General features: G+C 61.4%; 12 protein-coding genes, 3 tRNA genes and 1 riboswitch. Of the genes, 14 read left to right on the top strand and 1 reads right to left on the bottom strand.

Going from position 1 to position 14,798, the window contains the following annotated elements:
- Positions 1-17: 17 nt before the first annotated feature.
- From AC07OP_RS07350 to astE, 7 genes are all read left to right on the top strand, one after another.
- Complete coding sequence (locus AC07OP_RS07350) at positions 18-1,238, top strand: aspartate aminotransferase family protein (protein ID WP_495100572.1); 1,221 nt, start codon at positions 18-20, stop codon at positions 1,236-1,238.
- Positions 1,239-1,452: 214 nt separating this feature from the next.
- Positions 1,453-2,472 carry an arginine/ornithine succinyltransferase subunit alpha gene (gene aruF, locus AC07OP_RS07345; RefSeq protein ID WP_003175655.1) on the top strand — a complete coding sequence of 340 codons (1,020 nt, stop codon included), beginning with the start codon at positions 1,453-1,455 and terminating at the stop codon, positions 2,470-2,472.
- 49 nt (positions 2,473-2,521) lie between these two features.
- Complete coding sequence (gene astA / locus AC07OP_RS07340) at positions 2,522-3,547, top strand: arginine N-succinyltransferase (protein ID WP_027607767.1); 1,026 nt, start codon at positions 2,522-2,524, stop codon at positions 3,545-3,547.
- Entirely contained in the window at positions 3,544-5,013 is a 1,470-nt protein-coding gene (gene astD, locus AC07OP_RS07335; protein WP_495100725.1) for a succinylglutamate-semialdehyde dehydrogenase, read from the top strand. The genes astA and astD overlap by 4 nt, the downstream gene beginning before the upstream one ends.
- 94 nt (positions 5,014-5,107) lie before the next feature.
- Entirely contained in the window at positions 5,108-6,454 is a 1,347-nt protein-coding gene (astB, locus tag AC07OP_RS07330) for an N-succinylarginine dihydrolase (protein WP_495100573.1), read from the top strand.
- Between the two features lie 23 nt (positions 6,455-6,477).
- Positions 6,478-6,768 carry a hypothetical protein gene (locus tag AC07OP_RS07325; RefSeq protein ID WP_027607770.1) on the top strand — a complete coding sequence of 97 codons (291 nt, stop codon included), beginning with the start codon at positions 6,478-6,480 and terminating at the stop codon, positions 6,766-6,768.
- Positions 6,769-6,779: 11 nt separating this feature from the next.
- Positions 6,780-7,784 (top strand): succinylglutamate desuccinylase, encoded by a 1,005-nt coding sequence (gene astE, locus AC07OP_RS07320; protein WP_495100574.1) that lies wholly within the window; start codon positions 6,780-6,782, stop codon positions 7,782-7,784.
- Positions 7,785-7,856: 72 nt separating this feature from the next.
- Here the strand turns inward: astE and AC07OP_RS07315 are convergent, their stop codons facing one another.
- Positions 7,857-8,366, bottom strand: coding sequence for a 6,7-dimethyl-8-ribityllumazine synthase (locus AC07OP_RS07315; protein WP_065926190.1), 510 nt, complete (start codon positions 8,364-8,366; stop codon positions 7,857-7,859).
- Positions 8,367-8,479: 113 nt separating this feature from the next.
- A riboswitch (FMN riboswitch) is annotated at positions 8,480-8,649 on the bottom strand.
- A gap of 191 nt (positions 8,650-8,840) precedes the next feature.
- On the opposite strand from AC07OP_RS07315, the gene ltaE reads away from it, so the two are divergent.
- The 7 genes from ltaE (at position 8,841) to AC07OP_RS07280 (ending at position 14,796) form a co-directional block, all read left to right on the top strand.
- On the top strand, positions 8,841-9,845 hold the full coding sequence (gene ltaE / locus AC07OP_RS07310) for a low-specificity L-threonine aldolase (protein ID WP_495100575.1): 1,005 nt from the start codon (positions 8,841-8,843) through the stop codon (positions 9,843-9,845).
- A 145-nt stretch (positions 9,846-9,990) separates the two neighbouring features.
- Positions 9,991-12,609: an alanine--tRNA ligase gene (gene alaS / locus AC07OP_RS07305; RefSeq protein WP_495100576.1), complete on the top strand. Its 2,619-nt coding sequence runs from the start codon at positions 9,991-9,993 to the stop codon at positions 12,607-12,609.
- A gap of 94 nt (positions 12,610-12,703) precedes the next feature.
- Positions 12,704-13,945, top strand: a complete 1,242-nt coding sequence (locus AC07OP_RS07300) for an aspartate kinase (RefSeq protein ID WP_065939088.1) — start codon at positions 12,704-12,706, stop codon at positions 13,943-13,945.
- 175 nt (positions 13,946-14,120) lie between these two features.
- The gene (csrA, locus tag AC07OP_RS07295) at positions 14,121-14,309 is read left to right on the top strand and encodes a carbon storage regulator CsrA (protein ID WP_003233512.1); all 189 of its coding nucleotides are present in this window, start codon (positions 14,121-14,123) and stop codon (positions 14,307-14,309) included.
- 62 nt (positions 14,310-14,371) lie between these two features.
- Positions 14,372-14,462 (top strand) — tRNA-Ser (locus AC07OP_RS07290).
- A gap of 108 nt (positions 14,463-14,570) precedes the next feature.
- Positions 14,571-14,647: transfer RNA gene (locus AC07OP_RS07285), tRNA-Arg, on the top strand.
- Between the two features lie 72 nt (positions 14,648-14,719).
- Positions 14,720-14,796 (top strand) — tRNA-Arg (locus AC07OP_RS07280).
- Positions 14,797-14,798: the final 2 nt, after the last annotated feature.

The raw sequence follows: 14,798 nt of genomic DNA, 5'->3' as shown, positions 1-14,798 counted from the left end.
CTCTTCAGGAGACTCCGATGTCCGTTGAGCAAGCCCCGGTGCAACGTGCCGATTTCGACCAGGTCATGGTTCCCAACTACGCACCTGCCGCATTCATCCCCGTGCGTGGCGCAGGTTCCCGTGTATGGGACCAGGCGGGTCGCGAGCTGATCGACTTTGCCGGCGGCATCGCGGTCAACGTGTTGGGCCACGCCCACCCGGCGCTGGTCGGTGCACTGACCGAACAGGCCAACAAGCTGTGGCACGTCTCCAACGTCTTCACCAACGAGCCGGCCCTGCGCCTGGCCCATAAGCTGATCGACGCCACGTTTGCCGAGCGCGTGTTCTTCTGCAACTCCGGCGCCGAAGCCAACGAGGCCGCATTCAAGCTGGCCCGTCGCGTGGCGTTCGACCGTTTCGGCAGCGAGAAGTACGAGATCATTGCCGCGCTGAACAGCTTCCACGGCCGTACCCTGTTCACCGTCAACGTCGGTGGCCAGTCGAAGTACTCCGATGGTTTCGGGCCTAAAATCACCGGCATCACCCACGTCCCTTATAACGACCTGGAAGCGCTGAGAGCCGCGGTGTCGGACAAGACCTGTGCCGTGGTGCTGGAGCCGATCCAGGGCGAAGGCGGCGTACTGCCGGCCGAGCTGGCTTACCTGCAAGGCGCCCGCGAACTGTGCGACGCCAACAATGCGCTGCTGGTGTTCGACGAAGTGCAGACCGGCATGGGCCGCAGCGGCCATCTGTTTGCCTACCAGCACTACGGCGTGGTGCCCGACATCCTCACCAGCGCCAAGAGCCTGGGCGGCGGTTTCCCGATTGCGGCGATGCTCACCCGCGAAGACCTGGCCAAGCACCTGGTGGTCGGTACCCACGGCACCACCTACGGCGGCAACCCGCTGGCGTGCGCAGTGGCCGAAGCGGTCATCGACGTGATCAACACCCCTGAGGTGCTGGCCGGCGTCAACGCCAAGCACGACCTGTTCAAGGCGCGCCTGGAGCAGATCGGCAAGCAGTACGGCATCTTCACCGAAGTGCGTGGCATGGGCCTGCTGATCGGTTGCGTACTGAGCGATGCGTTCAAAGGCAAGGCCAAGGACGTGTTCAACGCGGCCGAGAAAGAAAACCTGATGATCCTGCAAGCCGGCCCTGACGTGGTGCGTTTTGCGCCGAGCCTGGTGGTGGAAGACGCAGACATCAACGAAGGCCTGGATCGCTTCGAACGTGCGGTAAAAACGTTGACCCAAGCCTGATAGCGACACCTTCTGCCGGCTGGACTGGGTCAAAAATGTGGGAGGGGGCTTGCCCCCGATAGCCATCTGTCAGTTGATGCATCTGGTGACTGATACACCGCTATCGGGGGCAAGCCCCCTCCCACACTGGAATATGCCCCACATGAAGATATGGGGTGTTCCTGACCTGTTCGGTATTTTTTTCCTGTGAGTTCTAGAGTTAAGGAGTGACACCATGCTGGTGATGCGCCCCGCGCAAATGGCTGATCTGGGCGAGGTACAGCGTCTGGCTGCGGATAGCCCGATTGGTGTCACCTCCTTGCCGGATGATGTGGAACGCCTGAGCGACAAGATCGCCGCCAGCGAAGCGTCCTTCGCGGCCGAGGTGAGTTTCAACGGTGAAGAAAGCTATTTCTTCGTGCTCGAAGACACCGAGACCGGCAAGCTCGCCGGCTGCTCGGCCATCGTCGCCTCGGCCGGTTACTCGGAGCCGTTCTACAGTTTTCGTAACGAGACCTTCGTGCACGCCTCCCGCGAGCTGAAGATCCACAACAAGATCCACGTGCTTTCCCAGTGCCACGACCTCACCGGCAACAGCCTGCTCACCAGCTTCTACGTGGTGCCGGAGCTGGTCGGTTCGCCGTGGTCGGAACTCAATTCCCGTGGCCGCCTGTTGTTCGTCGCCAGCCACCCCGAGCGCTTTGCCGACTCGGTGGTGACCGAGATTGTCGGCTACAGCGACGAGAACGGTGATTCGCCGTTCTGGGACGCCATCGGCCGCAACTTCTTCGACCTCAACTACGCCGCCGCCGAGCGCCTGTGCGGGCTGAAAAGCCGTACGTTCCTCGCCGAGCTGATGCCGCATTACCCGATCTACGTGCCGCTGCTGCCGGACGAAGCCCAGGAAGCCATGGGCCAGGTGCACCCGCGTGCCCAGATCACCTTCGACATCCTGATGCGCGAAGGCTTCGAGACTGACCACTACATCGACATCTTCGACGGCGGCCCAACGTTGCACGCACGGGTCTCGGGCATTCGCTCGATTGCCCAGAGCCGCGTGGTGCCGGTGAAGATCGGTGAGATGGTCAAGGGTGTCGGCCGCCAGTACCTGGTGAGCAACGCACAGCTGCAGGATTACCGCGCGGTGATGCTGGAGCTGGACTACGCGCCGGGCAAACCGGTGACCCTGGACCTGGCAGCCGCCGAAGCCCTGGGCGTTGGTGAAGGCGCGAGTGTGCGCCTGGTAGCGGTATAAACAGAGTGTCGCGGGTGGCTGGCAGCAGCGGCCCGTCTGAGGAGATAGCATGATCGTTCGTCCCGTACGCAGCAGCGATTTACCGGCCCTGATTGATCTGGCGCGCAGCACCGGCACCGGCCTCACCACCTTGCCGGCCAACGAAGAGCGCCTGACCCACCGGGTTGGCTGGGCGGAAAAAACCTTTCGCGGCGACGCCGGGCGCGGTGATGCCGACTACCTGTTCGTGCTGGAAAACGACGAAGGCCGCGTGGTGGGGATTTCCGCCATCGCCGGTGCCGTCGGCCTGCGCGAGCCGTGGTACAACTTCCGGGTCGGCCTGACGGTCAGCGCCTCCCAGGAACTGAATATCTACCGTGAGATTCCGACGCTGTTCCTGGCCAACGACCTCACCGGCAATTCCGAGCTGTGCTCGTTGTTCCTGCATGCCGATTACCGCAACGGCCTCAACGGCCGCATGCTGGCCAAGGCGCGCCTGCTGTTTATCGCCGAGTTCCCACAGCTGTTCGGCAACAAGATCATCGCCGAGATGCGCGGCGTGTCCAACGACGCCGGGCGTTCGCCGTTCTGGGAAAGTCTGGGCCGGCACTTCTTCAAGATGGAATTCAGCCAGGCCGATTACCTCACGGGCGTGGGCAACAAGGCATTTATCGCTGAGCTGATGCCCAAGTTTCCGTTGTACAGCTGCTTCCTTTCCGAGGACGCGCGCAACGTGATCGGCAAGGTCCATCCGGACACCGAGCCGGCGTTGAGCATGCTCAAGAGCGAAGGCTTCAGCTACCAGGGCTACGTCGATATTTTCGACGCCGGCCCGGCAGTGGAGTGCGAGACCGCCAAGATCCGTGCGGTGCGCGACAGCCAATCATTGGTGTTGGCCATCGGCACACCGGGGGACGACGCCACGCCGTTCCTGATCCATAACCGCAAACGCGAAGATTGCCGCATCACCGCCGCACCGGCACGCCTGGCGGCCGGCACGCTGGTGGTCGATCCGCAAACCGCCAAGCGCCTGCAACTGGTGGTGGGTGATCAAGTGCGTGCCGTACCGTTGTCTGCTGCTCGGGAGTCGAAATAATGAATTCGCTGTATATCGCAGGTAGCTGGCTGGCTGGCCAGGGTGAACTGTTTGAATCCCGCAATCCGGTGACCCAGCAGGTGCTGTGGGCCGGCAATGGTGCCACGGTCGAGCAGGTCGAATCGGCCGTGCAGGCCGCGCGCCAGGCGTTCCCGACCTGGGCCCGGCGTCCGCTGGAAGAGCGCATCAGCGTGCTGGAAGCCTTCGCCGCGAGCCTGAAAGGCCGCGCCGATGAAATAGCGCGCTGCATCGGCGAGGAGACCGGCAAGCCGCTGTGGGAGTCGGCCACTGAAGTCACCAGCATGGCCAACAAGATCGCGATCTCGGTGCAAAGCTACCGTGAGCGTACTGGCGAGAAGAGCGGCCCCCTGGGTGACGCCACCGCCGTATTGCGCCACAAGCCCCACGGCGTGGTGGCGGTGTTCGGTCCTTACAACTTCCCCGGTCACCTGCCCAACGGGCATATCGTCCCGGCGTTGCTGGCGGGCAATACCGTACTGTTCAAGCCCAGCGAGCTGACCCCGAAAGTCGCCGAGCTGACCGTGCAGTGCTGGATCGACGCCGGTTTGCCGGCGGGCGTGTTGAACCTGCTGCAAGGCGCGCGCGAGACCGGCATTGCGTTGGCCGCCAACCCCGGTATCGATGGGTTGTTCTTCACCGGTTCCAGCCGTACCGGCAATCATCTGCACCAGCAGTTCTCCGGGCGCCCGGACAAGATCCTGGCCCTGGAAATGGGCGGCAACAACCCGCTGGTGGTGGATGAAGTGGCCGACGTGGATGCGGCGGTCTACACCATCATCCAGTCGGCGTTTATCTCCGCCGGCCAGCGTTGCACCTGTGCCCGTCGCCTGCTGGTGCCGGAAGGCGCCTGGGGCGATGCGCTGCTGGCGCGGCTGGTGGCGGTGTGCGCGACGATTGAAGTCGGCGCGTTCGACCAGCAACCGCCGCCGTTCATGGGCTCGGTGATTTCCCTGGCGGCGGCAAAAGCCCTGATGGAGGCCCAGGAACTGATGTTGGCCAATGGCGCCGTGGCACTGTTGGAGATGACCCAGCCCCAGGACCAGGCCGCCTTGCTGACCCCAGGCATCATCGACGTGACCGGCGTGACCGAGCGCGAAGACGAAGAACTGTTCGGCCCGCTGTTGCAGGTGATCCGCTACGCCGATTTCGCGGCGGCGATCGCCGAAGCCAACAACACCCAGTACGGCCTGGCCGCGGGCCTGTTGTCCGATTCCGAGGCGCGTTACCAGCAATTCTGGCTGGAAAGCCGTGCCGGCATTGTCAACTGGAACAAACAGCTGACCGGCGCCGCCAGCACCGCGCCGTTCGGCGGGGTAGGGGCCTCGGGCAACCATCGCGCCAGTGCGTATTACGCGGCGGATTATTGCGCGTACCCGGTGGCGTCGCTTGAAACGCCAAGCCTGGTGGTACCGGCCACGCTAACCCCCGGCATTACGCTGATCTAAATGTGGGAGGGGGCTTGCTCCCTCCCACAGGGGGTCAGTGGTGTATTCAAGTAATTTGAAGCCTATAAAAACAGATGTTCGTGGAGCCTCGCCGATGAAATCCTATGAAGTCAATTTTGACGGTCTAGTGGGGCCGACCCATAACTACGGCGGTTTGTCCTTCGGCAACGTCGCGTCCCAGAGCAATAGCCAGCAGCATTCCAACCCCAGGGAAGCGGCATTGCAGGGCCTGCAGAAAATGAAAGCGCTGATGGACATGGGCTTTGTGCAAGGTGTGCTTGCGCCCCAGGAGCGTCCGGATGTAGCGGCGTTGCGCAACCTCGGTTTCAGCGGCACCGACGCCCAGGTCATCCAGCGGGCGGCCAAGCAGGCCATGCCGTTGTTGGTCGCCAGCTGCTCGGCATCGAGCATGTGGGTGGCCAACGCCGCCACCGTCAGCCCGAGCGCGGACACGGCAGATGGCCGCGTGCATTTCACCGCCGCCAACCTCAATTGCAAATACCACCGCAGCATCGAACACCCCACCACCAGCCGCGTGCTGGGGGCGATGTTTGCCGACCAGAAACACTTTGCCCACCACGCCGCGTTACCGGCGGTGGCGCAGTTCGGCGACGAAGGTGCGGCCAACCACACGCGTTTCTGCCGTGAGTACGGCGACGCGGGGGTGGAGTTTTTCGTGTTCGGGCGCAGCGCGTTCGACCCCCGTTACCCGGCCCCGCAGAAGTACCCGGCGCGCCAGACCCTCGAAGCCTCCCAGGCCGTCGCCCGCCTGCATGGCCTGAAGGATGAAGGCGTGGTCTACGCCCAGCAGAACCCGGCGGTGATCGATGCCGGCGTGTTCCACAACGACGTGATCGCGGTGGGCAACGGCGAGGTGCTGTTCTATCACGAGGACGCGTTCCTCAATACCGAACAGATGCTGGCCGAGTTGCAAGGCAAGTTGGGCGCGCTGGGCGGCAACTTCCAGGCGGTGTGTGTGCCGCGTGCCCAGGTCAGCGTCGAGGACGCGGTGCGTTCCTACCTGTTCAACAGCCAGTTGCTGACCCGCGCCGACGGTTCGATGCTGCTGATCGTGCCGGAAGAATGCCGCGCCAACGAGCGCGTCTGGCAGTACCTGCAAGGCCTGACGGCGTCCGCGGGGCTGATCCGCGAAGTCAAAGTCTTCGACCTCAAGCAAAGCATGCAGAACGGCGGCGGCCCGGCGTGCCTGCGCCTGCGCGTGGCCCTCAATGAAACCGAGCTGGCAGCGGTGAACCCAGGGGTTATCATGACCGCGCCGTTGTACGACACACTGACCCAATGGGTCGACAAGCACTACCGCGACAGCCTGCGCGAAACCGACCTGGCAGACCCGCAATTGCTGCTTGAGTGCCGGACGGCACTGGATGAACTGACGCAAATCCTTAAACTGGGCTCGGTTTATCCTTTCCAGATCAATTAACGCCGTACGGCTGAGAGTTACTTATGAGCACCGACACCCTGCAACTGATCCTTGAAGACACCGACGGCACCCAGCTGGAAACCTCCTGCACCCGCGTCGCCGTGGTCTGGCAGGGCAAGGAAATCTGGATCCAGCACGACGGCCGTGGCCAACTGCTGATCGGCGTGGACGTGGAAGAAGGCGACGCCGAATACGCCAACCTGCTGATGCGCCCACTGGCCACCAACCTGATGAGCCTGCAACTGGAAATGGAACCGGCCGACGTTGAAGGTGATGACGACGATCACGTCCACGGCCCAGGCTGCAACCACTAAGGAAGCTGCGTATGCTCGCCCTTGGCAAACTGCTTGAACTGACCCTCGCCGGTCGCGAACCGGCGCAAAAAATTCAACTGACTGTCGACGGCGTGCAGATGCGCTGGCTCAGCGAGGGCGCACTCGAAGTGCGCCCGCCGCAGGCAACGGACAATGGCAGCGACCTGCTGCTGTCGTCCGGCATCCATGGCAACGAAACCGCGCCGATCGAATTGCTCGACCGCCTGTTGCATGGCATCGCCCGTGGGGAGATCAAGCCCCGCACCCGTATTCTGTTCCTGTTCGGCAACCCCGAGGCCATGCGCCGCGGCGAGCGTTACCTTGAACTGGACGTCAACCGGCTGTTCAACGGCCGGCATGAAAAAAACATCGGCCCCGAAGCCATGCGCGCCGCCGAGCTTGAACAGCTGGCCCGCAGCTTCTTCAGCCAGCCTGGCCGTTCGCGCCTGCATTACGACCTGCACACCGCCATCCGCGGCTCGAAGATCGAGCAGTTTGCGCTGTACCCCTGGAAGGAAGGGCGCCAGCATTCACGCCACGAACTGGCGCGCCTGAACGCTGCCGGCATGGAAGCGGTGCTGCTGCAGAACAAGAGCTCGATCACCTTCACCGCGTTTACCTACGAGCAGTTGGAGGCCGAGGCCTTCACCCTCGAACTGGGCAAGGCACGGCCGTTCGGGCACAACCAGGGCGTGAATGTTTCCCGCCTGGAGCTGCGCCTCAAGCAGATCATCGAAGGCACCGAGCCTGAGACTGACAGCCTGGACGGGTTGAAACTGTTCGCCGTGTCGCGGGAAGTCATCAAGCACAGCGATGCATTCCTGCTGCACTTGCCGGCGGACGTGGAAAACTTTTCGGAGTTGGAAAAGGGTTATCTGCTGGCCGAAGACGTGGCCAAGACCCGTTGGGTGATCGAGGAGGAGGGTGCGCGCATCATCTTCCCCAACCCGAAGGTGAAGAATGGTTTGCGGGCGGGGATATTGATTGTGCCGACCACGGACGTGGGCCTGGCATAGGTCTCAAGGCGTATCCGGATCCAAATGTGGGAGGGTTAAAGCCCCCTCCCACATCTTGTTTTGCAGTGTTGCTTAAACCGCTACAGCCCGTGGCTCGCTGCGACGGATCGCCCGCACCTTGTGCAGGGTGTCGGCGCATGTACGTGCAGCTTCCTGGCCCTTGTGCACGAAGTGCTCATGGAAGAACGCGGTATGTTCGCTGCCGGCATGGAAGTGATGCGGCGTCAGGGACACCGAGAACACCGGCACTTCGGTTTCCAACTGCACCTGCATCAGGCCGCTGACCACCGATTGGGCGACGAATTCGTGACGGTAGATCCCGCCGTCCACCACCAGCGCGGCGGCCACGATACCTGCGTAACGACCGGTCTTGGCCAGCAGCTTGGCGTGCAGGGGCATTTCAAAGGCGCCGCCGACTTCGAAGAAATCGATGTCCGATTCCTGGTAGCCCTGGGCGATCATTTCGGCGAGGAAGCCTTTGCGCGATTGGTCGACAATATCCTTGTGCCAGCAGGCCTGGATAAACGCGACGCGCTCGCCGTGATGGTTTTTGCTTTTGCTGTCGATTGCGGTGGGTTGCATGTTCTGACTCCTGTTTAAGAAAAAAACAGGGCGTTATGAATCGAATGGGATTTAAGGGTACGAACCGCCGAGTCATGCAGGCATGCGCTCAGCGTGCGGCCCTTAGGTGCCAATCCCGTTCTCTCTTCATCCGGACTATGACCGTCGGCCCCGGGATCACACCGGGTCTGCTGACCTTGTCGCCGTCCTGCGTGAGCAGTTCGAGGCGCCAAGCGCTCGCGGGCTATGCACATTGCGTGCAATTACCGCCGGTGGGGAATTGCACCCCGCCCTGAGAACGTTGCCACCAGAACCCTGGCGGCGGAGAGTTTTTAACATGGTTTTTCATAAACTGCACGAGCGTCGTATCGATAAGCTATATCGGTTTGTTTGGTTGGTATTCGATTGAGAACGCGTGGGGCTTGATATTCCGCGGCTTTGCCCGCAGTAATCATCCTCATGAGAATCCTAATGAACCCCTTCGAGGCTTGTTTCATGTCTGTGATCGACCTGCGCAGCGACACCGTGACCCAACCCACCCCTGGCATGCTCGACGCCATGGCCAATGCCGCCAGCGGCGATGACGTCTACGGCGAAGACCCCAGCGTCAACCATCTGGAAGCCGAGCTGGCCAAGCGCCTGGGCTTTGCGGCCGCGCTGTTCGTGCCCACCGGCACCATGAGCAACCTGCTGGCGCTGATGGCCCACTGTGAGCGTGGCGAGGAGTACATCGTCGGCCAGCAGGCCCACACCTACAAATACGAGGGCGGCGGCGCGGCCGTGCTGGGTTCGATCCAGCCGCAGCCGCTGGACGTGCAGGCGGATGGCTCCCTCGACCTGAATCAGGTGCTCGAGGCCATCAAGCCCGACGACTTCCACTTCGCCCGCACCCGCCTGCTGGCCCTGGAAAACACCATGCAGGGCAAGGTGCTGCCGCTGGACTACCTGGCGAAGGCGCGGGCGTTTACCCGCGAACATGGCCTGGCCCTGCACCTGGATGGCGCGCGACTCTACAACGCGGCGGTCAAGCTTGGGGTCGATGCACGGGAGATCGCCCAGCATTTCGATTCGGTGTCGGTGTGCCTGTCCAAGGGCCTTGGTGCACCGATTGGCTCGGTGCTGTGCGGCTCCACGGCGTTGATCGCCAAGGCTCGCCGCTTGCGCAAGATGGTCGGCGGCGGCATGCGCCAGGCCGGTTCCCTGGCGGCGGCGGGGCTGTACGCCCTGGATCACCAGGTGCAACGCCTGGCCGACGACCACGCCAATGCGCAATGGCTGGGCGATGAGCTGCGTAACGCCGGTTACGCGGTGGAGCCGGTGCAGACCAACATGGTCTATGTGCAGATCGGCGACCAGGCCCAGGCCTTGAAGGCGTTTGCCGCCGAGCGTGGGATTAAGTTGAGTGCTGCGCCGCGCCTGCGCATGGTGACGCATCTGGATGTGAGCCGGGTGCAGATCGAGCAAGTGCTCAAGGCATTCGTCGATTTTTCGCGCAAATGAGTGTGCAGACCGTCTAATTGAGCCTCTCTATCGCATAAACACGCTGTACCACCGGCAAAGGGCCGATATAATGCGGCCTTTTGCCGTCGCTCCGTCTGATGATGTTGCGCACTGGCCTTTGGCCGCAGCCTCCGTGGAAGAACCTATGAAAAGCGCAGAAATCCGTGAAGCCTTCCTTCGCTTCTTCGAAGAGCAAGGTCACACCCGTGTCTCCTCCAGCTCCTTGATCCCAGGCAATGACCCCACCCTGCTGTTCACTAACGCGGGGATGAACCAGTTCAAGGACTGCTTCCTGGGCCAGGAAAAACGCGCCTACACCCGCGCCACCAGCAGCCAGAAGTGCGTGCGTGCCGGCGGCAAGAACAGTGACCTGGAAAACGTCGGCTACACCGCCCGCCACCACACGTTCTTCGAGATGCTGGGTAACTTCAGCTTTGGTGATTATTTCAAGAAAGACGCGATTACCTTCGCCTGGACCTTCCTGACCGGCGTGTTGAAGCTGCCCAAGGAAAAACTCTGGGTGACCGTCTACGCGACGGACGACGAAGCGTATGACATCTGGACCAAGGAAATCGGGGTGCCCGTCGAGCGCATGATTCGCATCGGCGACAACAAGGGCGCGCCTTACGCTTCCGACAACTTCTGGACCATGGGCGACACCGGCCCATGCGGCCCCTGCACCGAGATTTTCTACGATCACGGCGCCGACATCTGGGGTGGCCCACCGGGTTCGCCGGAAGAAGACGGCGACCGTTACATCGAGATCTGGAACAACGTGTTCATGCAGTTCAACCGCACCGCCGATGGCGTGCTGCATCCGCTGCCAGCGCCGTCGGTGGACACCGGCATGGGCCTGGAGCGGATCAGTGCGGTAATGCAGCACGTTCACTCCAACTATGAGATCGACCTGTTCACCAACCTGCTGAGCGCGTCGGCCGCAGCCATTGGTTGTGCCAATGAAAGCCAGTCGTCCCTCAAGGTGGTGTCGGACCACATCCGTTCCTGCGGTTTCCTGATCGCCGACGGTGTACTGCCGTCCAACGAAGGCCGTGGCTACGTGCTGCGTCGCATCATCCGTCGCGCCTGCCGTCACGGTAACAAGCTGGGGGCCACCGGCAGCTTCTTCTACAAGATCGTCGCCGCACTGGTTGCCGAGATGGGCGATGCCTTCCCGGAACTCAAGCAGCAGCAGGACAACATCGAGCGTGTGCTCAAGGCTGAAGAAGAACAGTTCTCCAAGACCCTGGAGCACGGCCTGAAGATTCTGGAACAGGACTTGGCCGAGCTCAAAGGCACCGTGGTGCCGGGCGATGTCGTGTTCAAGCTGTACGACACCTATGGCTTCCCGATGGACCTGACCGCCGACATTGCCCGTGAGCGCGAGCTGACCATCGACGAAGCCGGGTTTGAGCGTGAAATGGAAGCCCAGCGCGTGCGCGCCCGTTCCGCCAGTTCCTTTGGCCTGGACTACAACACCCTGGTCAAGGTTGACGTGCCCACCGAATTCACCGGTTACAAGGCGACCGTTGGCGCGGCCAAGATCGTTGCCATTTATAAAGACGGCAAGTCGGTCGACGTGTTGAGCGAAGGCGAAGAGGCAGTTGTGGTCCTGGACCAGACGCCGTTCTACGCCGAATCCGGTGGCCAGGTCGGTGACTGTGGTTTCCTGAGTTCGACCTCCGGTCGTTTCGAGGTGCGCGACACCACCAAGACCGGCGGTGCGTTCCTGCATCACGGCGTGCTGGTGCTGGGCAACCTGACCGTCGGTGCGCCGGTGGACACCCAGGTCGATGCCGACGTACGCCATGCCACCGCGCTGAACCACTCGGCCACGCACTTGCTGCACGCCGCGCTGCGCCAAGTGCTGGGCGAGCACGTCCAGCAGAAGGGGTCGTTGGTCGACAGCCAGCGCCTGCGTTTCGACTTCAGTCACTTCGAAGCGATCAAGCCTGAGCAGATCAAGGCTCTGGAAGACATCGTCAACGCTGAGATTCGCAAGAACTCCCCGGTAGAAACCGAAGAGACTGACATCGAGACGGCCAAGGCCAAGGGCGCCATGGCGCTGTTCGGCGAGAAATACGGCGACAGCGTGCGCGTGCTGAGCATGGGCGGCGACTTCTCGGTGGAACTATGTGGCGGTATCCACGCCAACCGTACCGGCGACATCGCCCTGCTGAAGATCATCAGCGAAGGCGGCGTGGCGTCGGGTGTGCGTCGTATTGAGGCGGTGACCGGCGCTGCGGCCCTGGCCTACCTGAATGCGGCTGAAGAACAACTCAAGGAAGCGGCCAGCCTGGTCAAGGGCAGCCGCGACAACCTGATCGACAAGTTGTCCGCCGTTCTGGAGCGCAACCGTACGCTGGAGAAACAGCTGGAGCAGTTGCAAGCCAAGGCGGCCAGCGCTGCGGGCGACGACCTGTCGGCTTCGGCCGTTGACGTCAAGGACGTGAAAGTCCTGGCTGCACGCCTGGACGGCCAGGACGGCAAGGCGCTGTTGGCCCTGGTCGATCAGTTGAAGAACAAGCTCGGCCGCGCAGTGATCCTGCTCGGCAGTGTCCATGAGGAGAAGGTCGTGCTGGTTGCCGGTGTAACCAAGGACCTGACTGGCCAACTCAAGGCCGGTGATTTGATGAAGCAAGCCGCCGCGGCAGTGGGCGGGAAGGGCGGCGGTCGTCCGGACATGGCGCAAGGCGGTGGTGTAGACGCCAGTGCCCTGGACGCGGCCCTGGCCCTGACCGTGCCATTTGTCGAGGCAGGTATTTAAGGCACTGTTAACCCGCCCGTGGTCTAGTCACGGGCTGTTCTGTGCTGGTTGATTGGATATTAGGCGCCCCTTTACGGGCTGAGGCGGCTTGGAAATGGCTTTGATCGTACAGAAATTTGGAGGCACCTCGGTCGGCTCTGTCGAAAGAATCGAGCAGGTGGCCGACAAGGTTAAGAAATTCCGCGATGCCGGTGATGACCTGGTCGTGGTGCTGTCGGCCATGAGCGGCGAGACCAATCGCCTGATCGAACTGGCCAAGGCCATCAGTGGCGAGCAACAGCCGCTGCCGCGTGAGCTGGATGTGATCGTGTCCACTGGCGAGCAGGTGACCATCGCCTTGCTGGCCATGGCCCTGAACAAGCGTGGCGTGCCTGCCGTGTCCTACACTGGCAGCCAGGTGCGCATCCTCACCGACAGCGCGCACACCAAGGCGCGGATCCTGCAGATTGACGACCAGAAAATTCGCAGTGATCTGAAAGCCGGTCGCGTGGTAGTTGTAGCGGGCTTCCAGGGTGTGGACGAGCACGGCAACATCACCACCCTCGGGCGTGGCGGTTCTGATACCACCGGTGTGGCCCTGGCTGCGGCCCTCAAGGCTGACGAGTGCCAGATCTACACCGATGTGGATGGCGTCTACACCACCGACCCGCGTGTGGTGTCCGTGGCCCAGCGCCTGGACAAGATCACCTTTGAAGAGATGCTGGAAATGGCCAGCCTCGGTTCCAAGGTGTTGCAGATCCGCGCGGTGGAGTTCGCCGGCAAGTACAACGTTCCGCTGCGCGTATTGCACAGCTTCAAGGAGGGTCCGGGCACCCTCATTACTATTGATGAAGAGGAATCCATGGAACAGCCGATCATTTCCGGCATCGCTTTCAACCGCGATGAAGCCAAGCTGACGATCCGTGGCGTGCCAGACACCCCGGGCGTGGCCTTCAAGATTCTGGGCCCTATCAGCGATGCGAATGTTGAAGTCGACATGATCGTGCAGAACGTCTCGCACGATAACACCACCGATTTCACCTTCACCGTGCACCGCAACGAGTACGATGCGGCGTTGAAAATCCTGGAGAACACCGCAAGCGAAATTGGCGCCCGTGAAGTGGTCGGCGATACCAAGATTGCCAAGGTCTCGATCGTAGGTGTGGGCATGCGTTCCCATGCCGGTGTTGCCAGCCGCATGTTCGGGGCTTTGGCCAAGGAAAGCATCAATATCCAGATGATCTCTACCTCGGAAATCAAAGTCTCGGTGGTGATTGAAGAGAAGTACCTGGAACTGGCTGTCCGCGCGCTGCATACCGCTTTTGAGCTGGATGCTCCGGCCCGACAGGGCGAGTGATGCAATGCCAGGAAGGCGCGGTTTACCGCGCCTTTCATTTTTTTGTAGGGCGCATGGTCTTTTGCGTGCGCTCGACAATACTTAGGCCGTTAGGGCTATGGCTCTCGAGTCGTAGGTCGAACGCCTTTTTTTTGCAGACTGTTGTTCCTGAAATGAAATGCGTGAGGAGAAAGGTATGCTGATTCTGACTCGTCGGTGCGCAGAAAGCCTGATTATCGGTGATGGCGAAATCACCGTGACCGTGCTCGGCGTCAAAGGCAATCAAGTGCGTATCGGGGTTAACGCTCCGAAAGAGGTGGCGGTCCATCGCGAGGAAATCTTCTTGCGGATCAAGAAAGAGAAGGACGAAGAACCAAGCCTTTAATTTTTATCGTTTTTTATGTTTGCAAACGGGGATGAACGTGGTTAATATACGCCCCGTGTTGCGGAGAGCTGGCCGAGTGGCCGAAGGCGCTCCCCTGCTAAGGGAGTACACCTCAAAAGGGTGTCGGGGGTTCGAATCCCCCGTTCTCCGCCATTATTTGCTTAGTACGTTGCAATCTGGTTTTTTCGTTAAGTTGTTGAAATTAAACGAAAAAATAGCTTTACATAGAGATTGAACGGCCTATAATGCGCGGCAACAAATGCACTCGTAGCTCAGCTGGATAGAGTACTCGGCTACGAACCGAGCGGTCACAGGTTCGAATCCTGTCGAGTGCACCATTTAAGAGTTAGTTGCAGCAATGCAGGTGGCTTGGCTTCAACCAGTTGTGATCTGGTCTAAAAACACAATCTGCACTCGTAGCTCAGCTGGATAGAGTACTCGGCTACGAACCGAGCGGTCACAGGTTCGAATCCTGTCGAGTGCACCAAC

This window comes from Pseudomonas sp. GW821-FHT09D08, from assembly GCF_059416305.1.
This window is presented reverse-complemented; position numbering and strand designations above follow the sequence as displayed.